This is a genomic window from Mariniflexile sp. HNIBRBA6329 (assembly GCF_043558645.1).
GTDB lineage: Bacteria > Bacteroidota > Bacteroidia > Flavobacteriales > Flavobacteriaceae > Mariniflexile.
In genome coordinates, this window is sequence record NZ_JBIFXS010000018.1 from 13,585 (window position 1) to 37,126 (window position 23,542).

Below are 23,542 nucleotides of genomic sequence, written 5' to 3' on the forward strand. Positions count from 1 at the left end.
ACTGAAGCTGTTTCAGTATAAAATTATATTTGGTTTTTTCTAGACTGTCTATAAATCTAAGCAGTCTAAAAATCTATTTAATCATCTCGTAACTACGTTTAATGAATTTGGTAAGTTCTTCACCTTTTAACAACCCTTGAGATAAACGTGCTAAATCTAAACTTTGGTTGATTAAACGTTCTTGTTTAGGTTTTGTTTTGGTTTCTAAAATCTCGCCAACTAATTTTGAGTTTGTATTTACTACCAAATTGTACATTTCTGGCATACTGCCAAACATACTCATACCGCCACCGCCAGTAGCTTGCATTTCCTTCATACGGCGCATAAATTCTGGTTGTGTAATGATAAATGGCGAAGCATCACTATCCATAGATTCTAATTGTACCATGAATTTTTCAGAAGGAATTACTTCTTTTAAAAGTGTTTCTAATTCTGTTTTTTGTTCTTCGGTCAATTTAGAAATTTTGGTTTCTTCCTTCTTGATTAAATTATCAATATGATCACCATCAACACGAGCAAACGTAATATTTTCTTTAGAAGTTTCTAATTTTTGAATTAAATGTGAAACTATTGGTGAATCTAATAATAATACTTCATACCCTTTTGCCTTGGCTGTTTCTATATAGGCATGTTGCGCATCATTATTTGAGGCATATAAAATAACCAACTTACCATCTTTGTCAGTTTGATTTGCTTTTATTTTGTTGAATAATTCCTCATAGGTATAGTAAGTGCCATCCACAGTTGGGTATAACGCAAAATCATCTGCTTTTTCAAAGAATTTTTCTTCAGAAAGCATACCATATTCAATCACAATTTTAATATCGTTCCATTTTGCTTCAAAATCTTCACGGTTATTGTTAAATAACGATTTTAATTTATCAGCAACTTTACGGGTGATGTAAGATGAAATCTTTTTAACTGCACCATCGGCTTGCAAATAACTACGTGATACGTTTAATGGAATGTCTGGAGAATCGATAACGCCACGAAGCATGGTTAAAAATTCAGGAACAATACCTTCTACATTATCGGTAACATATACTTGGTTTTGGTAAAGTTGAATTTTGTCCTTTTGGATGTTCATATCCTGACCCATTTTAGGGAAATACAAAATACCTGTTAGGTTGAACGGATAATCTACGTTTAAATGGATGTTAAATAAAGGCTCTTCAAATTGCATTGGGTACAACTCGCGGTAAAAGTCTTTATAATCTTTGTCTTCTAAATCTGCAGGTTGTTTTGTCCAAGCAGGAGTCGGGTTGTTGATGATGTTATCAACCGTAATTTTACGTTGTGGTTCTTTTGTTTCCTTGCCATCTTTATCAGTAACAGTTGCAGGTTCGTGCTCTGGGTCGTTAATTTCTTTAGTGCCGAATTTAATAGGAATAGGCATGAATTTGTTATATTTTAATAACAATTCTCTAATTCTACTTTCTTCTAAAAATTCAGTAGAATCATCTGCAATGTGAAGGATGATTTCAGTACCTCTATCTTCTTTTGTACCTTCTTCTAAAGTAAATTCCGGTGAACCATCACAAGACCAATGAGCAGCTGGTGCTCCTGTGTGTGATTTGGTAAGAATCTCTACTTTTTCAGCTACCATGAATGCTGAATAGAAACCAAGACCAAAATGTCCAATAATACCTGAATCTTTAGCAGAATCTTTGTATTTATCTAAAAACTCTTCAGCGCCCGAAAATGCTACTTGGTTGATGTATTTTTCTACTTCTTCAGCAGTCATACCTAAACCTTGGTCAATTACATGAAGTTTTTTGCCTTCTTTATCTATTTTAACTTCAATTTTCGGATTACCATATTCTGATTTAGACTCTCCAATACTTGTAAGATGCTTTAGTTTTAAAGTGGCATCTGTACCGTTACTAATAAGCTCACGTAAAAATATTTCGTGGTCGCTATACAAGAATTTTTTAATGAGTGGAAAAATATTTTCTACCGATACATTAATACTTCCTTTTGTCATAATATAATTGTTTTAATTTTTCATTCCTTCATGTGAAGGGAATCAGATTAATTTATAGTTTTAATTTACTACGAAGTGAATAGTCAAAAAAAGTACCAAGAGTAAAAAGGTGACAAACTGACATTAATTATTTATGAATTACGATATACGATTTACAATTTTGGATTTTTTGAAAAACTATTGATTGATTGATTGATTGATTGATTGATTGATTGGAATTTGGAATTTAAAAATATTGGAATTTTGTTCGAGTTGTTGTACTTTGGAATTTCTTAAACTAAGAGGGATATGTACAATTCAAAAATAATAGGATTAGGTAAATATGTGCCAGATAATGTGGTGACTAATGATGATTTATCTAAGATGATGGATACCAATGACGAATGGATACAGGAGCGAACCGGTATTAAAGAAAGGCGATGGATAAAAGAAGGTTCAAATGATACTTCGGCAATTATGGGAGCAAAAGCGGCAAAAATAGCCATTGAACGCTCTGGATTGATTAAAGATGATATCGATTTTATAGTTTTTGCCACCTTAAGCCCCGATTTTTACTTTCCTGGTTGTGGGGTGCAAATTCAAGATTTGTTAGATATGCGAACCGTTGGCGCTTTAGATGTTAGAAACCAATGTTCGGGGTTTGTGTATGCCATATCGGTGGCAGACCAGTTTATAAAAACCGGCATGTATAAAAATATTTTGGTAATAGGGGCAGAATACCACAGTAACGGATTGGATAAAACAACACGAGGTCGTGGTGTAACTGTTATTTTTGGAGATGGAGCAGGGGCTTGCGTGTTAACCAGAGAAGAAGATAATACTAAAGGGATTTTGTCTACCCATTTACATAGTGAGGGTAAATATGCCGATAAGTTAATTGTAGCCTCACCAAGTATTGCCCATTGGGTTCCCGAAATTGTAGAAGCGGGAGAAGAAGACTTATCATATTTCCCATATATGGATGGTACTTTTGTGTTTAAGCATGCTGTAGTGCGCTTTAGTGAAGTTATTGTTGAAGGTTTACAAAAAAACGGACTTCAAAAAGAAGATATTGATATGTTGATTCCGCATCAAGCTAATTTACGAATAGCTCAATATATTCAAAGTAAATTCAAATTAAGGGACGATCAAGTTTTTAATAATATCATGAAATATGGAAATACCACGGCGGCTTCCGTAATTATTGCGCTTACAGAAGCGTGGGAAGAAGGTAAAATAAAAGCAGGTGATCATGTGGTGTTGGCTGCTTTTGGTAGTGGTTTTACGTGGGGAAGTGCTATTATAAAATGGGCTTAAAATTAGAAATAATTTAAAAATGAAAAGCCCAAAACAGTTAAGTTTTGGGCTTTTCCAGCTATTAATCAACTTCAACTAACACTTACTATTGTGAAGAATCTAGTAATTAGACGAAAAACTTATAAAAATATTGCACCTAATACGCTATTTAACTCATTTTTAACACAATAAAAAAAAACTCGAAAAAAAAGAATTTTCGAGTTTTATATGGTAAATATACAAATCTTTACTACGAAATTTTTTATGCGAAGGTGACTAACTCTTATAATAATTATTCTTTCGTTTGGTTAGATTGTACAGTTCAGTAACGTTTTTATCCTGTATATATTGTGCATTACAGTATTTTTTTATGAAATTTCTATAAAATAGGTATTAGAAAGTAAAAACCCAAAATTTAAAATTTTGGGTTTTCTCATTTAACGGCCTAACATAATACTAACCATCAATTATAATGTAGGATGTTAAAAAAAACTTTAGATGAAACCGCCGCTACCGGATTCAATATTATTATCTCTACTTTTTCTGGATTTTGCACGGAATTTTTCACCGCCAAATCTATAAGACAGTCCAATATTCCAAGTATTGCTTTCCCAATTAAATGCGCCATTTTGAACAAAAGGTTTTGTGCCATTAAAAGCAAATTCCATAGTATCGAAAATGTCGTTATAGTTTAAACTAAAGGTTCCTTTTCCTTGAGCAAAACCAATTCGGGCACCAAGATTTACAAAATACATAGGTTTTCTATCAAATTGTAATGATCTGTTTTTTCCTCTGTAAAAACCAAAGGCTGTAAAGCTTACCGTTTTACTTAGGCTAAAGTTGTTGAACATTCTAAAATTCCATGCAACGTTGTCTATTTCGTCAACATTGGTTTCAATATCATTTATAGTGGCGGTTTCTATGGGTGCCGTTAAATTTTCAGCAATACCTTTTTGTACTTGCGAGTATAAATCGAAACTCGAGTTGATGCTCCACCATTTGGTAGGTTTGTAGTTTGATGACAATTCAAAACCATAAGCAGAGGTATTGTCAAAATTATCATGTGTTAAAATAACACGTCCAGAATTAATATCGGTTCTATCAATAAAAAGAGCTCTATTCATGTCATCATTAATAATGCGGTAGAATATGCCTCCGGTTACAGTTCCTTTTCTATCTTTTAAAGTACGAGTATAATTTGCTTCGATGGAATTTGTAAACTGTGGTTTTAAATTGATGTTTCCGTAAGAAGAAATTAATGGAGAACTCCATTCTTTTATAGGGTTTACTTGACCAATGCCAGGTCTGTCAACACGACGACTATAGCTTAATTGATATGAATTTTTTTCTGACGGAGAAAACGTTAAAAATACCGAAGGGTAAAATTCAAAATAATTATTTTTAAAAGTTTGAGTGCTTTCAGCTTCTGATGATAAAGCTATGGCATCTTCCTGTACACTTTCGGTACGTAAGCCCACTTGGTAGCTCCAATTTTCAAATTGTTTATTATAGTTAGCATACGCTGAATAAATATCTCTTGTATAGTCAAAATCGGTATTTGGTGTAGGTCGTAAAACACCAGAGTTATTGTAGGATTGTCCGGTAGAAGCGTAGGCAATATCAGAATTAAACAAACGGGCTTCTAAACCTAGTTCTAATTTAGATTTTTCTGATAATGGGTTTATATAATCTAAATTGATGGTTGTGCTTTTCCTGCTGGTGTTGTTAAAATCTATATAATCCTCATTTGAGCCTAATAAGAATACAAAATCTACAGGCCTATCATCTTCAAAAATATTATAATCGACCTCTAACTCTATGTTGTGACCTTCTTTTGAAAAGTCATGTTTATAATCAAAATTGTATTGTGATGATAAATTATCACTTATGGAGTTAACCACTTGAAATTGATTGAATGAGGCATCGTTGAAGAAAAAAGCTTGTGTTTCACCATAATCGCTACTTTCAGAAGTATTTTGTGTTGTAAAAACTGATAAGGTGTTTTTTTCGTCTAAATAAAAATCAACACCCACTTTATATAAATGAGATTGTCTGTTATCTAAAAACTTAAATACTTGTTCCGAATTGTTTTCAGGTCTTTTAACCAATCCGTTATTTCGGTTTTTTGAAATATTGTTGCTATAGCTACCATAGAAATTGAATTTACCGTTGCGGTAATTCATGTCTAGCGAACTGTTGAATTTTGCCTCTATTTCGTGTGTCAATCCAAGGCTTATATTACCATTAAAGCCTTGCATGGTATTTTTATGAAGTATAATGTTGATAATACCGCTCATTCCTTCAGGATTGTATTTTGCTGAAGGATTGGTGATTAGTTCTATAGATTTTATAGCTGTTGAAGGAATTTGTTTTAATAATTGTGCGGTTGGAATGTTTGATAATTTGCCATCTACCATCACGCGTACATTTTGGTTTCCGCGTAAGCTAATATCGCCTGTTTGAGCATCTACACCTACCGATGGAATACCAACCATCAATTCGGAAGCGCTTCCTGTGGCGGCTAAATCTTTGCCTATAGTAATTACTTTTCTATCAACTTTTTGCTGAATGGTTGAGGTCTCGGCTATTACGGTAACTTCGTCCAAACCTTCGGCTGCTTCTTCTAAAAAAATACTGCCCAAATTTATGTCTAGGTTATTTTTGCCTATGGTAATTTCTTTTCTAACTGTTTTGTAGCCTATGTATTGAATGCTAACAATAAGTTTGCCTTCCTCAATTTTTTCAATTTTAAAAGAGCCGTCTTCTGAAGTAATTCCACCTGTTAAAACTTCTTCTTTAATATTTTTTATTATGATATTTACGTACGGTAAGGGTTGCTTTAAAGTAGCGTCTAATACTTTTCCGGTAATGGTGCCAGTTTTGTCATCAGGTGATTTTGGATTGGCTGCATGAATATTATTTGTTATAGAAAACAACAAAATATATACAATAAATAGTTTTTTCATTTGATTGGTTATTTTTTTGATTGATTATTATGATAGACGACAAGTTTTGTATTATGTTACCATTTTTTATAAATTATTAACATTTTTTAACATTATGAATAAAAAAACATTGGTAATAGGGGCATCTTTAAACCCGAGTAGATATTCGAATTTTGTAATTCAAAAACTGGTAAGTCAAAATATAGAAACGGTGGCTATCGGTTTAAAAGAAGGTGAAGTTGCTGGAGTACCTATTCATGCAGATATCTATCCTTTTGAAGGTGTACATACGGTAACATTGTATCTTAATGCTAAAAACCAAAAGGAGTATTATGATTATATCGTTTCATTAAAACCGAAGCGTGTTATTTTCAATCCTGGAACCGAAAACCCAGAATTATATAGAATTTTAAAAGAAAATCACATTCCTTTTGAATCAGCCTGTTCTTTGGTGTTACTTTCTACGAACCAGTATTAAGCCTAAAAATGTTAGTAGTCCATTTAAAATTAGAATAAAGAATCCGAATTCAAAACCAAACCATTTCAAACTATTTACGCTAATGATATAAGATAGAATAGGAGATAGAATTGCAACCACAGGCACTAATTTGTCCTTCACCTGCCATTTTGTAAAGAGCCCAAAACTATAAAGACCTAAAAGTGGTCCGTAGGTGTATCCCGCAAAAACAAAGAGTTTCGCAATAACACTTTCGTCTTTAATAATATATTTAAAAGCCACAATAACCAATATCAAAGCAAGTGAAATTAGGATATGAATGCGTTTTCTAATGGCAATTTGTTTTGCTTTATCGTGTTTTTTTTCGATATCTAAAATATCAATACTAAAGGATGTTGTTAAGGCAGTTAAAGCGCTATCGGCACTACTATAAGCCGCTGCAATTAAGCCAATGATAAAGAAAATAAAAACACCAATTCCCAAATGGTTTTTAGCCAGTAACGGGAATAATTCATCTTTGTGGGCATCAATCCCAAGTTTTTGTGCATAAACAGTTAAAAGCAAACCTAAACTTAAAAAGATAAAATTAACAATGGTTAAAACAATAGTAAACCAAAACATGTTTTTTTGTGCGTCTTTAAGCGATTTGCAGGTTAAGTTTTTCTGCATCATATCTTGGTCCAATCCCGTCATAACGATGGCTATAAATGTACCCGAAATAAATTGTTTCCAAAAGTAGTTGCCAGATTTAAAATCATCAAAAAAGAAAGTTTTAGATAAATCGCTGTCTAAAACATAGCCCAAAAGATTACCGCCGCTTATACCCAAATCGGTACTTACATAATAAATGGATACTCCTACGGCAATAAGCATAAATAAAGTTTGTAGGGAATCGGTCCAAATAATGGTTTTTATCCCAGACTTGAAGGTGTACAGCCAAATGAGTGCTACAGTAATAGTTACCGTTTGCCAAAACTCGATGCCTAATTCGTCAAAAAGTATGATTTGCAACACATTGGCAACCAAATACAACCTAAAACTAGCACCAACCACACGGGAAATCAGGAAAAATGACGCTCCAGTTTTATACGAATAGTTTCCAAAACGTTCTTCTAAATAGGTGTAAATAGAAGTTAGATTAAGCTTGTAATATAAAGGAAGTAAAACAGTTCCAATAACAAAATATCCCACAATATAGCCTAAAACCACTTGCATATAGCTAAATTGTGAAGCTTCAATCCAACCTGGAACAGAAATAAAAGTAACTCCCGATAAGGAAGCTCCAATCATTCCAAAAGCTACTAAATACCATGGAGCCGATTTGTTTGCTTTAAAAAAAGCGTCGTTTGAATCTTCTTTTCCAGTGAAATACGATATGATTATCAACATTCCAAAATAAGCAGCAATAAGTAGGATGATTTGTGTAGCAGTCATGTCTTTAGTTTATGTAGCCAAAATACAAAATTAGTTTACAGTCTATAAGTTTAGTAAAGAGATTTTATTCTTTCACTCAGTATTCTTCAAGTTGTAGCAAAAAGTATTAAATTCGCAGCTATGGAATTTTCATCTAAGCTTTTAGAACGTGCTGTTAACGAAATGTCGCAATTACCAGGTATAGGTAAGCGTACCGCGTTGCGTTTGGTTTTGCATATGTTGAAACAGCCCAAGGAGCAAACTACGGCGCTGTCGGAAGCTTTACAAATCATGAGAAACGATGTGAAGTTTTGTAAATCCTGCCATAATATTAGTGATGTAGATTTATGTGAAATTTGCTCTAACCCCAACAGGGATGAAACCCTTGTTTGTGTGGTAGAAGATATTCGCGATGTGATGGCTATTGAAAATACCAGTTCCTTTAAAGGTTTGTACCATGTTTTAGGAGGAAAAATTTCACCAATGGATGGTGTGGGCCCTCATGATTTGAATATTCAATCTTTAGTAGATAAAGTAAAGGAAGGTAAAATAAAAGAGCTCATATTCGCATTAAGTTCTACCATGGAAGGCGATACCACCAATTTTTATATTTTCAAGCAAATTCAAGATTATAAGGTGTTTACATCTACCATTGCCAGAGGTATTTCGGTGGGCGATGAATTGGAATACGCCGATGAAATAACCTTGGGAAGAAGCATTATTAACCGCGTACCGTTTGAATCTTCCTTAAAACTATAATTGCTTTTGAAGTTATCCGTTGTCATACTGAACTATAATGTGCGTTACTTTTTGGAACTCTGTTTAAAAAGTGTGCAAGCGGCTATTTCTAACATTGATGCAGAAATTATTGTGGTTGATAATGATTCTGAAGACGATAGTTGCCAAATGGTGAAAGAATTGTTTCCAGAAGTCATTCTCATAGAAAACAAAGAAAATTTCGGTTTTTCAAAAGGAAATAACATAGGTGTTGCTCAAGCTAAAGGAGAATTTTTGTGCATTTTGAACCCAGATACAGTTGTTGCAGAAGATACGTTTACTACACTTTTGAATTTCGCTTCACATAAAGAAAAACTAGGTATTGTAGGCTGTAAGCTTATTGATGGAGTTGGAGTTTTTCTGCCAGAAAGTAAACGCAATATACCGTATGTAGGTGCTGCTTTTAAAAAAATATATGGAAATTCAGAAGCTTATTATGCCAATCATTTAACTAAAAACCAAACGGGTAAAGTAGATATATTGGTAGGTGCTTTTATGTTGATGAAACGAGAGGTGTATGATAAGGTAAATGGTTTTGACGAGGATTACTTTATGTATGGTGAAGACATCGATTTGTCTTATAAAGTATTAAAATCCGGCTATGACAATTATTACTACAGTGCAATTTCGGTGATTCATTATAAAGGAGAAAGTACATTAAGGGATAAACATTATGCACGCCGTTTTTACGGAGCCATGCAAATATTCTATAAAAAGCATTTCAAGAAAAATGTATTGTTCGATATGTTTGTTTGGGTTGGAATACGGCTTGTTTATTTATTAAGAAAACCTTCTGAAAGCAAAAAAAAGCAAGTAAGCGAATATGTTTTTATTTCAGATAAAATGAATGATGCTTTACAAGCAGTTTTGCAAAAAAGAGTAAGGCTTCAGGTAAATTTGAATAACCTAGAAAACAATACAGAAGTTATTTTTGATGCTAATAAGTTTAGTTACAATAAAATTATAGCAATGATGGAAAATGTTGAAAAAGATAAATCTATTACTTACAAGATATTACCACAAAATGCTAATTTTATACTTGGAAGTGATAATACTATAAGCAGAGGTGAAGTTGTGATTTTAAACTAGTTTATTGTAAAAAATTTAAAGAAATCAATGTTTTTTGAGTAATTTTGCAAGCATAAATTAAAAAAGAAGTATTACGTTATTGATATGGCAAAGTTTGAACTAAAATTACCCAAAATGGGAGAAAGTGTTGCTGAGGCAACCATTACATCTTGGTTAAAAGAGGTTGGTGATACTATAGAATTGGACGAGGCGGTATTGGAAATAGCAACCGATAAGGTTGATAGCGAAGTGCCAAGTGAGGTTGATGGTATTCTAGTCGAAAAATTTTTCAATGTAGATGATATCGTTCAAGTTGGGCAAACCATAGCTATTATTGAGACAGAGGGCGATGACAATGATTCTGAAGACAAAACCAATGACCTTATTTCAAACGATGCATCTGTAGAAGAAGAAAAAGCGGCAGAAATAGTTAGTCAAACCATTGCAATTGCAAAGGAAACCGTTGCATCTGTAACTTCAACCGAAGACCGGTTTTACTCACCTTTAGTTAAAAATATAGCCAAAGAAGAGGGGGTGTCTCAACAGGAATTAGATAGTATTGTTGGAACAGGAATCGATAATCGTGTGACTAAAAATGATATTTTAGATTATATTCAAAATAAAGGAAACAATAACGAAGTTACAGCATCTAAAGTAGAAGTTCCAACCATAAAAGCAACCCAACCGGAAAAACCAAAACAAGCTCCTGCACCCGTTGTGGTTAGTGGTGAAGATGAAATTATTGAAATGACCAGAATGGGCAAGCTTATTGCACATCATATGGTAGAATCGGTGCAAACTTCGGCACATGTACAAAGTTTTATTGAGGCTGATGTAACTAAAATCTGGAATTGGAGAAATAAAGTTAAAGATGCTTTTCAGAAGCGAGAAGGTGAAAATTTAACCTTTACACCCATTTTTATGGAAGCTGTAGCCAAAGCACTTCGTGAATTCCCAATGATGAACATTTCGTTACAAGGCGATACCATTGTTAAAAAGAAAAATATCAATTTAGGAATGGCAGCATCACTGGCCGATGGTAATTTAATTGTGCCTGTTATTAAAAATGCAGATCAACTTAATTTGGTAGGTATGACTAAGCAGGTAAACGATTTGGCAAATCGTGCCAGAGCAAATCAACTAAAACCAGACGATATACAAGGAGGAACCTACACCGTTACCAACGTAGGAACCTTTGGTAGCATCATGGGAACGCCTATTATAAACCAACCGCAAGTTGGTATTTTGGCACTCGGTGCCATACGAAAAGTGCCAGCAGTTATTGAAACCAGTGAAGGCGATTTTATAGGCATTCGTTATCGCATGTTCTTATCGCATTCTTACGACCATCGTGTTGTAAATGGTGCGTTAGGAGGCCAATTTGTAAAAGCAGTAAAAGATTATTTGGAAGCTTGGGATAGTAATAGGGAAATATAATATTTATTCACAAAGTAGATTGTAGTCATCAATTAATTCTATAATATTTTGTTCATAGTACAAATCATTATTTAAGTATTTTATAATATTAGCACAGTCTGAGAAATATTTTTTAGCAGCATAAATAAATGATTTTGACAGTGCGTTACTTTTAATTAAGCCAGTTGCATAGTCTTCATTATCTCTAATTACAAAAAACTCACTTTCTGTATCTGTTGTAACCACGCGATTGGGCATGTTAGGCATGTTTGGATTATTAGAAAAACCATTATATGTACTTGAAAATATTTTTTTCGTTCTGGTATATAATTTTACTTTTCCAACAACAATCAATTTCATGATGGTTTTCTTGTTTTTCTTAATGGGAACATATTCATAATAGCCAGTCTTCTCATCTGATAAACCATCAAAGTAGATTTTTTGTATTAAATCTTCGTTAAATTTTTCTGTTTTTGAATTGTAATTTTTTTTATAAAACACCTTTTGTTTTCCTAAATCAAGAGGATGATTAGATTCCATTTGTATTTCGATTAATCCTTTTAATCGAATATTATTGTTTAAGAGAATTTCACCATAACTCCAATCATATTGTCCATAGCAAAATGAAAAGGAAAGAAATATGAAGAAGAAAATAAATTTGTTGAGCATTATAAATCTTTGAAGTCAGTCATTTTAATTCTTATTCTAAAATCATCATAAGAAGCAAATTTAAATAAATATATAAAAGTATATTTGCAAAAATCACTTTTATGAATTTAAATCTCACAAAACCCATTTGTTTTTTCGACCTAGAAACAACAGGTGTCAATATAACAACCGATAGAATAGTTGAAATAGCTATTTTAAAAGTACATCCTAACGGAAAGGAAGAAAGTAAAACATGGTTGGTTAACCCAGAAATGACTATTCCAAAGGAAGTTATTGCCATTCATGGTATAAGCAATGAAGATGTAGCCGATAAGCCAACTTTTAAGGAAGTTGCCAAAGATGTTTATAACATGATTAAGGATTCCGATTTAGGAGGTTTTAACTCTAACAGGTTTGATATTCCTTTATTGGCAGAAGAACTGTTGCGTGCAGAGGTGGATTTCGATATGAAAAACCGCGTTGCGGTTGATGTACAGACTATTTTCCATAAAATGGAACAACGTACTTTAAGCGCCGCTTATAAGTTTTATTGCAATACAGAATTGGAAGGCGCGCATGGAGCAGAAGCAGATACCAGAGCAACTTATGAAGTATTAAAAGCACAAATAGCTAAGTACGACGAAATAGAAAACAACACGAAGTTTTTAGCTGAATTTAGCTCTAGAAAACAATTTGCAGATTTTGCTGGCTTTATTGTTTACAATAAAAAAGGGGAAGAATGTTTTTCTTTCGGAAAGCATAAAGGCAAATTAGTAACCGAAGTTATAGAAAGCGAACCCGGTTATTTTGGATGGTTGCTAAATGCCGATTTTCCATTATACACTAAAAAAGTATTAACGGCCATTAAGCTAAGAAGTTTTAATAATAAATTAGGGTAGTTTGTCATTCCTGCGAAGGCAGGAATCCATAAATAAAAGTAATAATTAAATAGATTCCTGCTTTCGCAGGAATGACAAAAAGAATGAAAATCATCTGCATCGGTAGAAATTACACCGAACACATCAAAGAATTAGAAAACGAAAAACCAACGGATCCGGTCGTGTTTTTAAAACCAGATACGTCTATTCTGCTTAAAAAACAACCGTTTTTCATTCCCGATTTTTCAAACGATGTGCATTATGAAGTTGAGATTTTGGTTAAAATAAATAGGATAGGGAAGCATATCGATAAAAAATTTGCCCATAAATATTATGATGAAATTGGTTTGGGAATCGATTTTACTGCCCGCGATTTGCAAAGCGAATTAAAAGCAAAAGGATTGCCTTGGGAGAAAGCAAAATCGTTTGATGGTGCAGCTGTAGTAGGTAAATGGTTGCCGGTTTCAGACTTTAAAAATGTAAATGCGATTGAATTTTCCTTAAAAAAAAATGATAATATTGTACAATTAGGAAATACAAGCCACATGCTTTGGAAAATTGATGAATTAATAGAATATGTGTCAAAATATTTCACATTAAAGATAGGAGATATTATATTTACGGGAACTCCAGCAGGTGTAGGCAAAGTAAATGTAAATGATAAACTTAAAGGATTTATAGAAGACAGAGAGATGTTTTCAATAACAGTTAAATAAGATGGAACAACATTACAAACTATTTAGAGTACGTGAGTTAGCCGATAATGACGAAGACTTTATCGCAACTTTGGCCGAAGCCTTTTTGGAAGAAGTACCAGAAGATGCTGAACGTCTAAAAAAGGCGGTTGCCGAAAAAGATTATTATAATGCCTACCAAGCGGCTCATAAAATGAAACCAACCATCGATTTATTCGAATTGGGTGTGCTTGATGTTTTAATTGAAGTACAAGATTGGGGTAAATTTGAAAAAAGAGATTTAGATATTTCTTCTCAATTGGAAATTGTGCTTTTAGCGGTTGAAAACACGGTTGCAGAGTTAAAGTCAGATTTTAATTTATAAATGTTAGCAGAAATAATCACTATTGGAGATGAACTTCTTATTGGTCAAGTTATTGATACCAATTCTGCGTTTATAGCAAAGCATCTCAATAAAATTGGGGTATCGGTATATCAAATAACGTCCGTTCAAGACGATAAAGCGCATATACTTAAAGCCTTAAAAGATGCCGAGAGTCATGTAGATATCATCATTCTTACAGGTGGTTTAGGGCCAACAAAAGACGATATTACCAAAAAAACCATTGCCGAATATTTTAATGATGCGCTAGTTCGTGACGATTCTGTATTAAAGAATATCGAAGAACTCTGGAAACATTACACAGGTGGTTTACTCCTTCAGGTGAATAGAGACCAAGCACTTGTGCCTTCAAAGGCAAAAGTACTCATGAACAAATTGGGTACAGCGCCCGGGATGTGGATGGAAAAAGAAAATAAAGTATTTATCTCCCTTCCAGGTGTGCCTTATGAAATGAATGCTTTAATTGAAGAATTGGTTATTCCAAAATTAAAAGAAAAATACAATTGCCCTTATATTTTACATAAAACCTTATTGGTATATGGTATTGGTGAAAGTGCGTTGGCTGAACGTATTGAAGCTTGGGAAGATGCTTTACCAACACACATTAAATTAGCTTATTTACCAAGTTTGGGTATGATGAGGTTGCGTTTGTCGTCAAAAGGACTTAATGTTAAAGAGGTTCAAGATGGCGTTCAAAAAGAAATTAATAAAGTGCTTCCATTAATAAAAGAAGAGTTTGCTGGTTTTGAAGATGAAGAAGGCTCGGTAGAAATTGTTATAGCCAAACAATTAAGTAAACTGGGAAAAACATTAGCAATTGCAGAAAGTTGCACGGGCGGTATGATTGCAGAACAATTTACAACCCATCCAGGCGCTTCAGCTTATTTTAAAGGCGGTGTTGTAACCTATTCAACCGAATCGAAAATAAACGTTTTAGGAGTTTCTAAAACAGATATTGAAGCGTTTTCGGTGGTAAGTTCACAGGTTGTAGAGTCAATGGCTAGTAATGCGATGCGGCTATTTCAATCAGATTACGCTGTTGCAACCACAGGAAATGCAGGTCCAACTAAAGGCGATTCAGAAGCTGAGGTGGGTACCGTTTATATTGCAATTGCTACAAAAAACAGTGTGTATTCCCAAAAATTCATGTTAGGAAATCATCGTATAAAAGTGATAAATAAGGCGGTAAATAAGGCCTTGGAAATGCTTCTGAAAGAAATTTTTAAAAATTGATAAAAAATAGGTTGTTGTAATGCAAAGAATTTGTATATTTGCACCTCGATTTTAAGCAACAAAGAATTTTAAAGTTATAAATAATGTCAAGAGTTTGTGAACTTACAGGTAAGAAGGCAATGGTTGGAAACAACGTGTCTCATGCAATGAATAAAACTAAACGCAAATTTAATGCGAATTTAGTAAAGAAACGTTTTTACATTCCAGAAGAAGACAGCTGGATAACTTTAAAAGTTTCTACATCTGCTTTAAAAACTATCAACAAAATAGGTATTACTGCAGCAATTAAGGATGCAAAATCTAAAGGATTTTTAAAATAATAGCTGTATTTAATAAGTAAAAGAAATGGCAAAGAAAGGTAATAGAATACAAGTAATTTTAGAGTGTACTGAGCACAAAGAGTCTGGACAACCAGGAACTTCACGTTACGTTACTAAAAAAAATAAAAAGAATACGCCAGATAGAATGGAAATTAAAAAATTCAACCCTATCCTTAAGCGTATGACAGTTCATAAAGAGATAAAATAATAAGTCATGGCAAAGAAAACAGTAGCATCGTTACAAACATCTTCTAAAAGATTAACTAAAGCGATTAAAATGGTAAAGTCACCTAAAACAGGTGCTTACATGTTTGTTGAATCAATCATGTCTCCAGAATTTGCAGACGACTTTTTCAACAAAAAGTAAAAAATAGCTTTTTAAAATATACAAAGCTGCTTTCTTTATGGGAAGCAGCTTTTTTATGTTTATATTTGTTTTTAATTAGTTTAGGCGTTTGTTGTACAGTCGTTTAGTTGGTGTACAACTTAACAACATACAACTCAACAACAACCAACATACAACCAAACAATGAGTTTTTTTAAAAAAATATTTTCCTCAGAAAAAAAGGAAACCCTAGATAAAGGTTTAGAAAAAACCAAAACCACTTTTTTTGGTAAATTAAGTAAAGCCGTAGCAGGAAAATCTAAAGTAGATGATGAGGTTTTAGATAATCTTGAAGAAGTTCTAGTGTCTAGTGACGTAGGAGTAAATACTACCCTTAAAATTATCGAGCGCATTGAAGCACGTGTTTCAAAAGATAAATATTTAGGAACCGATGAACTTAATGCCATTTTACGTGAGGAAATTGCAGGTTTATTAAGTGAAACTAATACTGGCAACGATTCTGAATTTACAGTTCCACAAGATAAAAAACCGTATGTAATAATGGTTGTTGGTGTAAATGGCGTTGGTAAAACAACTACCATTGGCAAGTTGGCATATCAATTTAAAAAACAAGGATTGAATGTGGTTTTAGGAGCCGCCGATACCTTTAGAGCCGCAGCCATAGACCAACTACAAGTTTGGGCAGACCGTGTAGGAGTGCCGTTGGTAAAACAATCTATGGGAAGTGATTCAGCATCGGTAGCATTTGATACCTTAAAAAGTGCAGTAACTCAAAATGCCGATGTAGTTATAATCGATACTGCAGGCCGTTTGCACAACAAAGTAAACTTAATGAATGAGCTTACTAAAGTAAAACGCGTGATGCAAAAAGTGGTAGACAATACCCCTAACGATGTATTATTGGTTTTAGATGGCTCAACAGGTCAAAACGCATTTGAGCAAGCCAAACAGTTTACAGCTGCAACCGAGGTTACTTCGTTAGCCGTTACAAAGCTTGATGGAACAGCCAAAGGTGGTGTGGTTATTGGTATTTCAGACCAGTTTAAAATTCCGGTAAAATATATAGGTGTAGGCGAAGGTATCGAAGATTTACAGGTATTTAATAAATTCGAGTTTGTTGATTCGTTTTTTAAGTAAAATTACTGACTTTCAACTTTCGCTCAAGATAAGCTTCGTTAGGAATCTCATTTAAACTTATGTGCTAGAAGAAGAATGGTGTGTTGATTATTGATCAATATATTAATTTACTTCTGGAAGAAATCCAAATAATTGGAGACATTAAATTTTATGGACAATAATTTGGCGGGGATTTTCTTCCATAGAACTCGCAATTCTAAAATCCTAATTCAAAAACCGTAAATCCACAATCATTCCGTATCTTTGCACACTTAAATTTTGGTATGAGAACGAAATCGCTTAAAAAGAATAAAATCAATGTAGTAACCCTTGGTTGCAGTAAAAATGTTTACGACAGTGAGGTGTTAATGGGGCAGCTAAAAGCCAGTGGAAAAGATGTAGTTCATGAAGAAGAAGGCAACATTGTTGTAATTAATACCTGCGGATTTATTAATAACGCCAAAGAAGAAAGCATCAATACCATTTTGGAATTTATGCAGAAAAAGGAAGATGGCGAAGTGGATAAAGTATTTGTTACAGGCTGTTTAAGTGAACGTTACAAGCCAGATTTACAAAAGGAAATTCCGAATGTTGATGAATATTTTGGAACTACGGAATTGCCAGGATTATTAAAAGCTTTAGGAGCCGATTACAAGCACGAGCTAATAGGTGAACGTTTAACCACCACACCAAAAAATTACGCCTATTTAAAAATAGCAGAAGGTTGCGATAGACCTTGTAGTTTTTGTGCCATCCCATTAATGCGTGGAAAACACAAGAGTACACCTATTGAAGATATTATTATTGAAGCGGAAAAATTAGCAGCCAAAGGTGTTAAAGAACTCATTTTAATAGCACAAGATTTAACTTATTACGGACTCGACTTGTACAAAAAACGAAACCTTGCCGAATTATTGGAAGCTTTAGTAAAAGTGGAAGGCATTGAGTGGATTCGTTTGCATTATGCATTCCCAACAGGATTCCCGATGGATGTGTTGGAAGTGATGAACCGCGAACCTAAAATTTGTAATTATTTAGATATTCCATTACAGCATATTTCAGATTCTATTTTGAAAAGTATGCGTCGTGGTACTACCAAAGAAAAAACCACGCAGTTGCTTAAAGATTTTAGAGCTGCTGTACCAAATATGACCATTAGGACCACGTTGATTGTTGGTTATCCTGGAGAGACAGAAGAAGATTACCAAATATTGAAACAGTGGGTTAAAGAGATGCGTTTTGAGCGTTTGGGTTGCTTCACGTATTCGCATGAAGAAAACACGCATGCTTATAATTTAGAGGATGATGTGCCGGAAGAAGTGAAACAAGCACGTGCAAATGAGATTATGGAGATTCAATCGCAGATTTCTTGGGAATTGAACCAGGCAAAAATAGGGGAGACCTTTAAAGTGGTTATCGATAGAAAGGAGGGTAACTATTTTGTGGGACGTACCGAATTTGATTCACCCGATGTTGATAACGAAGTGTTGATTGATGCCAGCAAAACTTATTTAAAAACAGGGGAGTTTGCAACCGTTAAAATTACCGAAGCCGCTGATTTTGATTTATTTGCCGAGGTTGTTGCGTAATTAAATCAGAGTATCATTAGATACCATATCTTGTAACAACGAAAAGTCGTAAATTTTACGGTCCAATAAGTGGGAAGGCGATACATTTTGTAGTGCATTCATCATAACAGAGGTTCTATCTGGGAAATCGGTTTCCCAATGGGCTATCATTTCCTTAACCTTTTTACGTTGTAAATTCTCTTGAGAACCACATAAATTACAAGGTATGATGGGGAAATTCATGTGTTGGGAATATACTTCAATATCTTCTTCTTTGCATAAAGCCAAAGGTCTTAGTATCACTAAATCGCCCGCATCGTTTTTGAACTTAGGAGGCATGGTTTCCAGTTTTCCAGCAAAAAAGAAGTTCAACAAAAACGTTTCTACAATATCGTTTCTATGATGACCCAAAGCGAGCTTGTTGCAATTTAGATTTTTGGCAGCTTCATAAAGAGTGCCACGACGTAACCTAGAGCAAAGGCTACACGTTGTTTTGCCTTCGGGTGTTTTTTCCATCACCACTTTATAGGTGTTCTTTTCTATAATTTTATAGTCAACACCTAATTTACTTAAATAATTTGGCAGAACCTCCACAGGAAAACCGGGTTGTTTTTGATCAAGATTTACAGCAATAATTTCAAATGAAATAGGCGCTACTTTTTGGAAATGTAATAGCATATGAAGCATGGTATAGCTGTCTTTTCCACCAGATAGGCAAACCATAATGCGGTCGCCTGTATCTATCATCGAAAATTGTTCCAACGCTTCTCCTGTAGCCCGATGTAATTTTTTTGTAATCTGTTCTAAACTCTCCATTGGTGCAAAAGTAATATTTTAATGCTTTTCAATGCACACTTTTATAGTGAGTCCGCCAAATTTTTAAGATTTCTTAGACGTAGAAAAGGGTTTTGCGGTTTAGAAGCTGAAAAAAAATGTTGTTTGAACTTATTTTTAATTCATCCACTTCATTAAAAATTGTTGCAAGTTATTAAATTTTGAGTGGTAGAAAGTAAACCAAACTAATATCCAAAACATCAATCCTAAAAAGAAAAACACACCTGCTTGTGTGTCATAAAGAGAGATTAAGAGACTCAAAATAATTCCCAAAGCCAAGTTAAGAAATACGGCATTTTTAATGCTTGAAGGAATGATGCCCGTTAAAAAATTCCAACCTTTTAATTTATTGGTCATTACAACGCTTTCAGGATTGGAAAAATCGACCAAAACCTTCTGGGAAAATTCCATGTCGATAATCAGCGCCTTGTCACGCTTTTCATAATTATAATCAAACTTTTTCAAAAAATCTTCTGCAGTTTCAAGTTTCATAATTTCAAAGTTTTGGTTGTTCAATAAATTTAAAGTTTATTTCAGCCTTAATAATTATTTGAATGTTAACATATTGTAATGATTTTCTAAGGTTTCAATTCATATTTAATAATTTCTTTTAGTGCTTTTTTATATGACGAAATATTAAATCAACTTGCTTATTTTTGATGAAACCCTTTTTACGTGCAGCCAACAAATTTCCCCAATTTTCTCTTAAAGATTAGTAAAACGCCTCTTCGTGTGTTGGATGCTTGTATTCCAAATTCAAGTTATATTGCTTTAGATCTATCGGAAAACAATAAAGAATTGCAAGCTATAGATGTATCTTCATCATCCAAATTAGAAACTTATATTACCAATTACATAAGTAAGCACGATGGTAAAATTGCTTTTGGTGGTTATAATGAAGTACGAACTATTTATAAACGCAGCCATTATTTTAACGAAGAAACGGCTAAAGAACGCAATATTCATATTGGAATGGATTTATGGTGCGATGCAAACACACCAATATTTGCACCATTAGATGCTACGGTGCATAGTTTTAAAAATAACACCAATTTTGGCGATTACGGACCTACCATTATTTTAAAACATCATGTTAAAGATGTTGAATTTTATACACTTTATGGTCATTTAAGTTTGGCCTCAATTGAAAATTTGAAAGTCAATCAGGTTTTTAAACAAGGTGAACCGTTGGGTTTTTTAGGTGATGCTACCGTAAATGGCGATTATCCACCGCATTTGCATTTTCAAATTATAAAAGATTTAGAGGGTTTTAGTGGCGACTATCCCGGAGTTTGTAATAAAGCTGATCTGTATTTTTATTTGAACAATTGCCCTGACCCCAACCTGTTATTAAAGTTGGATTTTTAACGTCTTTTCATTTTTAATTAACCAAGTTAAAACAACTGACTTTTCAAGTAAGTGGTAATTCTATAACACAATTAAAAATTCATGTAATTCCTTTTGTTGTAGTTGGTTGTATCTTGCACCTATATTAATCTTAAATCAAACAAAATGAAAAAAGGAACATTAATACTCGGAAATTTTATAAGTTTTGCCATTTTCGCTACTATAATTTTATTGGCTTTTACAAGCTGTAGAGAAGAGAAATCAAAAACGGAAACTGTTATTATAGAAAAGCCAGTTGAAGCTCCTAAAGCGGAGGAAAGCGAAGGTACATCACTTAAAGTAGATAGTGATGGAGTAGAATTTTCAACCAAAGACGGAAAGAAAAAAACTGAAATAACTATTAATGATTAAATAGTATATAAAATTAGAAACAAAAAAACCGACGTGATTGTCGGTTTTTTCGTGTTTGAAAAGGAGATGATTTTTCTTGGTTTCCATTACTAATTATATAAATAGCACAATGTTTTGGAATTTCAATCAGAATCAATTTTAAGAGAAGTCATTGTTAGCGATCCACCAACTGGTTTGTCGTTAAATATAGATACTGTTTCGTTCTTTTCTTTTAATGCCAAGGTGTATATGAGTGGCAAATAATGTTCTGGGGTAGGTATGGCTAAATCAAAAGCTTTTCCCTCATTTCTAAAATGAATTAGATTTTGATGGTTATCATCTAAAATATATTGCTTCATTTTTTCATTAGCTTCGGTTGCCCAGTCGAAGGCAAAAGTATCGTTTAGTTTGTTCCAAGCTACAAGCCTTAAATTATGTACCATGTTGCCACTACCAATAATAAGTACGCCTTTTTGCCTTAAACCGGCTAGTTCTCTAGCTAGTTTATAATGGTATTGTGGTGGCTTTGAATAGTCAATACTCATTTGAATAACAGGAATATCGGCATTTGGGTATAGGTGCTTAATAACACTCCAAGCACCGTGATCCAACCCCCATTTATCATCGAACTCTACTACTGTTTTAGTGATGATACTTTTGGTCTCTTTGGCTAATTCTGGACTTCCAGGAGCTGGATATTGCACATCAAACAAGGCTTGGGGAAACCCTCCAAAATCATGAATGGTTGGTGGGTTTTGCATAGCGGTTACAAAAGTACCTTTAGTTTCCCAATGTGCCGATATGCAAAGTATGGCGTTGGGTTTTACAAGATCTTTGCCCAATTGCCTAAATGATGCCACAAATTCGTTTTCTTCAATAGCATTCATTGGGCTACCATGACCTAAAAACAATACAGGCATTTTCTTAGTATTGCTTAAGGTAGAGGTCATTTTGTTTAAATCTTTTAAAGTCATACTCAAAGGTATTATAGGCAATAATGCTAACGATTTTAGAAAATTTATTTGAAAAACCTAATTATAAAACGTCATGTACAGAGGTTTCCATTGCGGTTGTAGGCCTTCCTATTAAGGTAGATAATTTACGATCATTATCAAATAAATCATTTTTAGAAGCAGACACATCCCAACTTGCTAAACCTTTAGCTAGTATTTCAGGTAGACCAACCTGTAATAAAATGCCAGCATAGGTGTCTTCAGGTAAATTGTTATAAGGAATATCTTTTCCTGTTTGTTTTGATATTTCTTTAGCTAAATCTGTTAAAGTATAACTGTTATCGCCTGCTAGCTCAAATGTTTGCCCTTTATTTTGTTCATTTGTAATTACGACGGCTAGGGCTTCGGCATAATCCAATCGTGCTGCCGAAGAAATTTTACCGTTTCCCGCACTACCTATAAAAGCACCGTTTTTAATGGCACTAGGTATGGATGCGGTATAGTTTTCTGTATACCATCCATTGCGTAAAATGGTATAATCAATATTCGAAGCTTTTAATTCTTGTTCTGTCGCTAAATGTTCTCCAGCTAAATTTACTGAAGACGTGTCTGCTTTAAGAAGACTTGTGTAAACAATCCAGTTAACATTTGATTTTTTGGCAGCCTCTATTACATTTTTATGCTGACGGACTCTTTGGCCTATTTCATTAGCAGAAATAAACACCAAACGATCAATACCTTGTAATCCTTTTTCTAGGCTTTTTTGGTTATCATAATCAAACTCGCGAGTTTCAATTTCTAAATCTTCAGCTTTTTCAGTGGAACGTACCAAAGCCACAAGATGGTTATTATATCCTCTTTTTTTAAGTTCGTTTACTACTAATCTGCCTAATTGGCCAGTAGCGCCTGTTATTCCTATTTTCATAATATTTGTTTGTTAAAGTTTCTATTGTATATTTGATTATTAAAAGTTTTTAACTTACTTTTAGTTAGTCAAAGATAATGATTAAGTATCTTTAAAACAAGAAGTTACAAATATGTGACTAGCTGATGTATAGGTTAGTTTTATTGAAAATCAATGTATTATGAAAAAAGAAATTGAAAATAAATATACAGAACCGGCACATTGTCCGGTTAGAAATGTTTTAGATCGTATAGGTGATAAATGGTCTATGTTGGTATTGTTACTTTTAGAAGAAAAAGGCTTATTGCGTTTTAATGAAATAGATAAGCATATTGAAAGCATTTCTCAAAAAATGCTTTCGGTGACTTTAAAAGGTTTGGAGGCCGATGGTTTGGTGAAACGAACTATTTATCCGCAGGTGCCACCAAAAGTAGAGTATGAGTTAACAGAACTAGGTCAAAGCTTAATACCACATTTAAACACTTTGGTAGACTGGGCTAAAGCTAATATGCAAAAGATAGAAACTTCTAGATTGCAGTATCAAAATTAAAAAATCCCGATAGAAACCTATCGGGATTTTAATATTATTAGAT

The 23,542-nt window shown here is 33.6% G+C and carries 25 protein-coding genes; 17 read left to right on the top strand and 8 right to left on the bottom strand.

Annotated elements, in window-relative coordinates; all coding sequences use genetic code 11:
- Positions 1 to 73 precede the first annotated feature (73 nt).
- Positions 74 to 1,984 carry a molecular chaperone HtpG gene (gene htpG, locus ACGK9U_RS14630; protein ID WP_394467233.1) on the bottom strand — a complete coding sequence of 637 codons (1,911 nt, stop codon included), beginning with the start codon at positions 1,982 to 1,984 and terminating at the stop codon, positions 74 to 76.
- A gap of 288 nt (positions 1,985 to 2,272) precedes the next feature.
- Between htpG and ACGK9U_RS14635 the strand changes: the two genes are divergently transcribed.
- Entirely contained in the window at positions 2,273 to 3,280 is a 1,008-nt protein-coding gene (locus ACGK9U_RS14635) for a 3-oxoacyl-ACP synthase III family protein (RefSeq protein WP_394467235.1), read from the top strand.
- 473 nt (positions 3,281 to 3,753) lie between these two features.
- On the opposite strand, the gene ACGK9U_RS14640 is transcribed toward ACGK9U_RS14635, so the two are convergent.
- Positions 3,754 to 6,225 carry a TonB-dependent receptor domain-containing protein gene (locus tag ACGK9U_RS14640; RefSeq protein ID WP_394467236.1) on the bottom strand — a complete coding sequence of 824 codons (2,472 nt, stop codon included), beginning with the start codon at positions 6,223 to 6,225 and terminating at the stop codon, positions 3,754 to 3,756.
- Between the two features lie 94 nt (positions 6,226 to 6,319).
- Here ACGK9U_RS14640 and ACGK9U_RS14645 point away from each other — a divergent pair, with 94 nt between their 5' ends.
- The gene (locus ACGK9U_RS14645; protein ID WP_394467237.1) at positions 6,320 to 6,682 is read left to right on the top strand and encodes a CoA-binding protein; all 363 of its coding nucleotides are present in this window, start codon (positions 6,320 to 6,322) and stop codon (positions 6,680 to 6,682) included.
- Here ACGK9U_RS14645 and ACGK9U_RS14650 read toward each other — a convergent pair.
- On the bottom strand, positions 6,659 to 8,095 hold the full coding sequence (locus tag ACGK9U_RS14650) for a sodium:solute symporter (RefSeq protein WP_394467238.1): 1,437 nt from the start codon (positions 8,093 to 8,095) through the stop codon (positions 6,659 to 6,661). The two genes, ACGK9U_RS14645 and ACGK9U_RS14650, sit on opposite strands and share 24 nt — an antisense overlap.
- 120 nt (positions 8,096 to 8,215) lie before the next feature.
- Between ACGK9U_RS14650 and recR the strand changes: the two genes are divergently transcribed.
- From recR to ACGK9U_RS14665, 3 genes are all read left to right on the top strand, one after another.
- Complete coding sequence (gene recR, locus ACGK9U_RS14655; protein WP_394467240.1) at positions 8,216 to 8,833, top strand: recombination mediator RecR; 618 nt, start codon at positions 8,216 to 8,218, stop codon at positions 8,831 to 8,833.
- A gap of 6 nt (positions 8,834 to 8,839) precedes the next feature.
- On the top strand, positions 8,840 to 9,940 hold the full coding sequence (locus ACGK9U_RS14660) for a glycosyltransferase family 2 protein (RefSeq protein ID WP_394467241.1): 1,101 nt from the start codon (positions 8,840 to 8,842) through the stop codon (positions 9,938 to 9,940).
- Positions 9,941 to 10,024: 84 nt separating this feature from the next.
- The gene (locus ACGK9U_RS14665) at positions 10,025 to 11,356 is read left to right on the top strand and encodes a dihydrolipoamide acetyltransferase family protein (RefSeq protein WP_394467242.1); all 1,332 of its coding nucleotides are present in this window, start codon (positions 10,025 to 10,027) and stop codon (positions 11,354 to 11,356) included.
- A gap of 3 nt (positions 11,357 to 11,359) precedes the next feature.
- On the opposite strand, the gene ACGK9U_RS14670 is transcribed toward ACGK9U_RS14665, so the two are convergent.
- Positions 11,360 to 11,875, bottom strand: coding sequence for a hypothetical protein (locus ACGK9U_RS14670; RefSeq protein ID WP_394467243.1), 516 nt, complete (start codon positions 11,873 to 11,875; stop codon positions 11,360 to 11,362).
- A 230-nt stretch (positions 11,876 to 12,105) separates the two neighbouring features.
- On the opposite strand from ACGK9U_RS14670, the gene ACGK9U_RS14675 reads away from it, so the two are divergent.
- The 9 genes from ACGK9U_RS14675 to rimO all read left to right on the top strand — a co-directional run bounded on the left by ACGK9U_RS14675 (position 12,106) and on the right by rimO (position 18,542).
- On the top strand, positions 12,106 to 12,882 hold the full coding sequence (locus ACGK9U_RS14675; protein ID WP_394467244.1) for an exonuclease domain-containing protein: 777 nt from the start codon (positions 12,106 to 12,108) through the stop codon (positions 12,880 to 12,882).
- An 83-nt stretch (positions 12,883 to 12,965) separates the two neighbouring features.
- Positions 12,966 to 13,577, top strand: coding sequence for a fumarylacetoacetate hydrolase family protein (locus ACGK9U_RS14680; RefSeq protein WP_394467245.1), 612 nt, complete (start codon positions 12,966 to 12,968; stop codon positions 13,575 to 13,577).
- A 1-nt stretch (position 13,578) separates the two neighbouring features.
- The gene (locus tag ACGK9U_RS14685) at positions 13,579 to 13,920 is read left to right on the top strand and encodes an Hpt domain-containing protein (protein WP_394467246.1); all 342 of its coding nucleotides are present in this window, start codon (positions 13,579 to 13,581) and stop codon (positions 13,918 to 13,920) included.
- The gene (locus tag ACGK9U_RS14690) at positions 13,921 to 15,171 is read left to right on the top strand and encodes a competence/damage-inducible protein A (RefSeq protein ID WP_394467248.1); all 1,251 of its coding nucleotides are present in this window, start codon (positions 13,921 to 13,923) and stop codon (positions 15,169 to 15,171) included. It begins immediately after the preceding gene.
- A gap of 83 nt (positions 15,172 to 15,254) precedes the next feature.
- Complete coding sequence (rpmB, locus tag ACGK9U_RS14695; protein ID WP_111309066.1) at positions 15,255 to 15,491, top strand: 50S ribosomal protein L28; 237 nt, start codon at positions 15,255 to 15,257, stop codon at positions 15,489 to 15,491.
- Between the two features lie 25 nt (positions 15,492 to 15,516).
- The gene (gene rpmG, locus ACGK9U_RS14700) at positions 15,517 to 15,699 is read left to right on the top strand and encodes a 50S ribosomal protein L33 (RefSeq protein ID WP_132218687.1); all 183 of its coding nucleotides are present in this window, start codon (positions 15,517 to 15,519) and stop codon (positions 15,697 to 15,699) included.
- Positions 15,700 to 15,705: 6 nt separating this feature from the next.
- A complete protein-coding gene (locus tag ACGK9U_RS14705; protein ID WP_117176235.1) occupies positions 15,706 to 15,858 on the top strand; it encodes a DUF4295 domain-containing protein in 153 nt (50 codons plus the stop codon).
- Positions 15,859 to 16,020: 162 nt separating this feature from the next.
- Positions 16,021 to 16,974 carry a signal recognition particle-docking protein FtsY gene (gene ftsY, locus ACGK9U_RS14710; RefSeq protein WP_394467250.1) on the top strand — a complete coding sequence of 318 codons (954 nt, stop codon included), beginning with the start codon at positions 16,021 to 16,023 and terminating at the stop codon, positions 16,972 to 16,974.
- A gap of 263 nt (positions 16,975 to 17,237) precedes the next feature.
- Positions 17,238 to 18,542: a 30S ribosomal protein S12 methylthiotransferase RimO gene (gene rimO, locus ACGK9U_RS14715; RefSeq protein ID WP_394467251.1), complete on the top strand. Its 1,305-nt coding sequence runs from the start codon at positions 17,238 to 17,240 to the stop codon at positions 18,540 to 18,542.
- Here rimO and ttcA read toward each other — a convergent pair whose 3' ends face one another.
- Together ttcA and ACGK9U_RS14725 are read right to left on the bottom strand one after the other, a co-directional pair.
- Positions 18,543 to 19,337, bottom strand: a complete 795-nt coding sequence (ttcA, locus tag ACGK9U_RS14720; RefSeq protein ID WP_394467252.1) for a tRNA 2-thiocytidine(32) synthetase TtcA — start codon at positions 19,335 to 19,337, stop codon at positions 18,543 to 18,545.
- Positions 19,338 to 19,472: 135 nt separating this feature from the next.
- On the bottom strand, positions 19,473 to 19,847 hold the full coding sequence (locus ACGK9U_RS14725) for a hypothetical protein (protein WP_394467254.1): 375 nt from the start codon (positions 19,845 to 19,847) through the stop codon (positions 19,473 to 19,475).
- A 183-nt stretch (positions 19,848 to 20,030) separates the two neighbouring features.
- Between ACGK9U_RS14725 and ACGK9U_RS14730 the strand changes: the two genes are divergently transcribed.
- Together ACGK9U_RS14730 and ACGK9U_RS14735 are read left to right on the top strand one after the other, a co-directional pair.
- Positions 20,031 to 20,723, top strand: coding sequence for a peptidoglycan DD-metalloendopeptidase family protein (locus ACGK9U_RS14730; protein WP_394467255.1), 693 nt, complete (start codon positions 20,031 to 20,033; stop codon positions 20,721 to 20,723).
- A gap of 144 nt (positions 20,724 to 20,867) precedes the next feature.
- Entirely contained in the window at positions 20,868 to 21,113 is a 246-nt protein-coding gene (locus tag ACGK9U_RS14735; RefSeq protein ID WP_394467256.1) for a hypothetical protein, read from the top strand.
- A gap of 122 nt (positions 21,114 to 21,235) precedes the next feature.
- Here the strand turns inward: ACGK9U_RS14735 and ygiD are convergent, their stop codons facing one another.
- Together ygiD and ACGK9U_RS14745 are read right to left on the bottom strand one after the other, a co-directional pair.
- Complete coding sequence (gene ygiD, locus ACGK9U_RS14740; protein WP_394467257.1) at positions 21,236 to 22,066, bottom strand: 4,5-DOPA dioxygenase extradiol; 831 nt, start codon at positions 22,064 to 22,066, stop codon at positions 21,236 to 21,238.
- A gap of 61 nt (positions 22,067 to 22,127) precedes the next feature.
- A complete protein-coding gene (locus ACGK9U_RS14745; RefSeq protein WP_394467258.1) occupies positions 22,128 to 22,970 on the bottom strand; it encodes an SDR family oxidoreductase in 843 nt (280 codons plus the stop codon).
- A 160-nt stretch (positions 22,971 to 23,130) separates the two neighbouring features.
- Here ACGK9U_RS14745 and ACGK9U_RS14750 point away from each other — a divergent pair, with 160 nt between their 5' ends.
- The gene (locus tag ACGK9U_RS14750; RefSeq protein WP_394467260.1) at positions 23,131 to 23,499 is read left to right on the top strand and encodes a winged helix-turn-helix transcriptional regulator; all 369 of its coding nucleotides are present in this window, start codon (positions 23,131 to 23,133) and stop codon (positions 23,497 to 23,499) included.
- Positions 23,500 to 23,542 lie beyond the last annotated feature (43 nt).

What these genes read in the sequence shown, in the direction of transcription:
- recR (WP_394467240.1), top strand. Translation starts at nt 8,216, where the DNA reads ATGGAATTTTCATCTAAGCTTTTAGAACGTGCTGTTAACGAAATGTCG.
- ACGK9U_RS14650 (WP_394467238.1), bottom strand. Translation starts at nt 8,095, where the DNA reads ATGACTGCTACACAAATCATCCTACTTATTGCTGCTTATTTTGGAATG.
- ACGK9U_RS14680 (WP_394467245.1), top strand. Translation starts at nt 12,966, where the DNA reads ATGAAAATCATCTGCATCGGTAGAAATTACACCGAACACATCAAAGAA.
- ACGK9U_RS14635 (WP_394467235.1), top strand. Translation starts at nt 2,273, where the DNA reads ATGTACAATTCAAAAATAATAGGATTAGGTAAATATGTGCCAGATAAT.
- ygiD (WP_394467257.1), bottom strand. Translation starts at nt 22,066, where the DNA reads ATGACTTTAAAAGATTTAAACAAAATGACCTCTACCTTAAGCAATACT.
- ACGK9U_RS14675 (WP_394467244.1), top strand. Translation starts at nt 12,106, where the DNA reads ATGAATTTAAATCTCACAAAACCCATTTGTTTTTTCGACCTAGAAACA.
- rimO (WP_394467251.1), top strand. Translation starts at nt 17,238, where the DNA reads ATGAGAACGAAATCGCTTAAAAAGAATAAAATCAATGTAGTAACCCTT.
- ACGK9U_RS14745 (WP_394467258.1), bottom strand. Translation starts at nt 22,970, where the DNA reads ATGAAAATAGGAATAACAGGCGCTACTGGCCAATTAGGCAGATTAGTA.
- ftsY (WP_394467250.1), top strand. Translation starts at nt 16,021, where the DNA reads ATGAGTTTTTTTAAAAAAATATTTTCCTCAGAAAAAAAGGAAACCCTA.
- ACGK9U_RS14690 (WP_394467248.1), top strand. Translation starts at nt 13,921, where the DNA reads ATGTTAGCAGAAATAATCACTATTGGAGATGAACTTCTTATTGGTCAA.
- ACGK9U_RS14640 (WP_394467236.1), bottom strand. Translation starts at nt 6,225, where the DNA reads ATGAAAAAACTATTTATTGTATATATTTTGTTGTTTTCTATAACAAAT.
- ACGK9U_RS14750 (WP_394467260.1), top strand. Translation starts at nt 23,131, where the DNA reads ATGAAAAAAGAAATTGAAAATAAATATACAGAACCGGCACATTGTCCG.
- ACGK9U_RS14685 (WP_394467246.1), top strand. Translation starts at nt 13,579, where the DNA reads ATGGAACAACATTACAAACTATTTAGAGTACGTGAGTTAGCCGATAAT.
- rpmB (WP_111309066.1), top strand. Translation starts at nt 15,255, where the DNA reads ATGTCAAGAGTTTGTGAACTTACAGGTAAGAAGGCAATGGTTGGAAAC.
- ACGK9U_RS14665 (WP_394467242.1), top strand. Translation starts at nt 10,025, where the DNA reads ATGGCAAAGTTTGAACTAAAATTACCCAAAATGGGAGAAAGTGTTGCT.
- ACGK9U_RS14735 (WP_394467256.1), top strand. Translation starts at nt 20,868, where the DNA reads ATGAAAAAAGGAACATTAATACTCGGAAATTTTATAAGTTTTGCCATT.
- rpmG (WP_132218687.1), top strand. Translation starts at nt 15,517, where the DNA reads ATGGCAAAGAAAGGTAATAGAATACAAGTAATTTTAGAGTGTACTGAG.
- ACGK9U_RS14725 (WP_394467254.1), bottom strand. Translation starts at nt 19,847, where the DNA reads ATGAAACTTGAAACTGCAGAAGATTTTTTGAAAAAGTTTGATTATAAT.
- htpG (WP_394467233.1), bottom strand. Translation starts at nt 1,984, where the DNA reads ATGACAAAAGGAAGTATTAATGTATCGGTAGAAAATATTTTTCCACTC.
- ACGK9U_RS14670 (WP_394467243.1), bottom strand. Translation starts at nt 11,875, where the DNA reads ATGGAATCTAATCATCCTCTTGATTTAGGAAAACAAAAGGTGTTTTAT.
- ACGK9U_RS14705 (WP_117176235.1), top strand. Translation starts at nt 15,706, where the DNA reads ATGGCAAAGAAAACAGTAGCATCGTTACAAACATCTTCTAAAAGATTA.
- ttcA (WP_394467252.1), bottom strand. Translation starts at nt 19,337, where the DNA reads ATGGAGAGTTTAGAACAGATTACAAAAAAATTACATCGGGCTACAGGA.
- ACGK9U_RS14645 (WP_394467237.1), top strand. Translation starts at nt 6,320, where the DNA reads ATGAATAAAAAAACATTGGTAATAGGGGCATCTTTAAACCCGAGTAGA.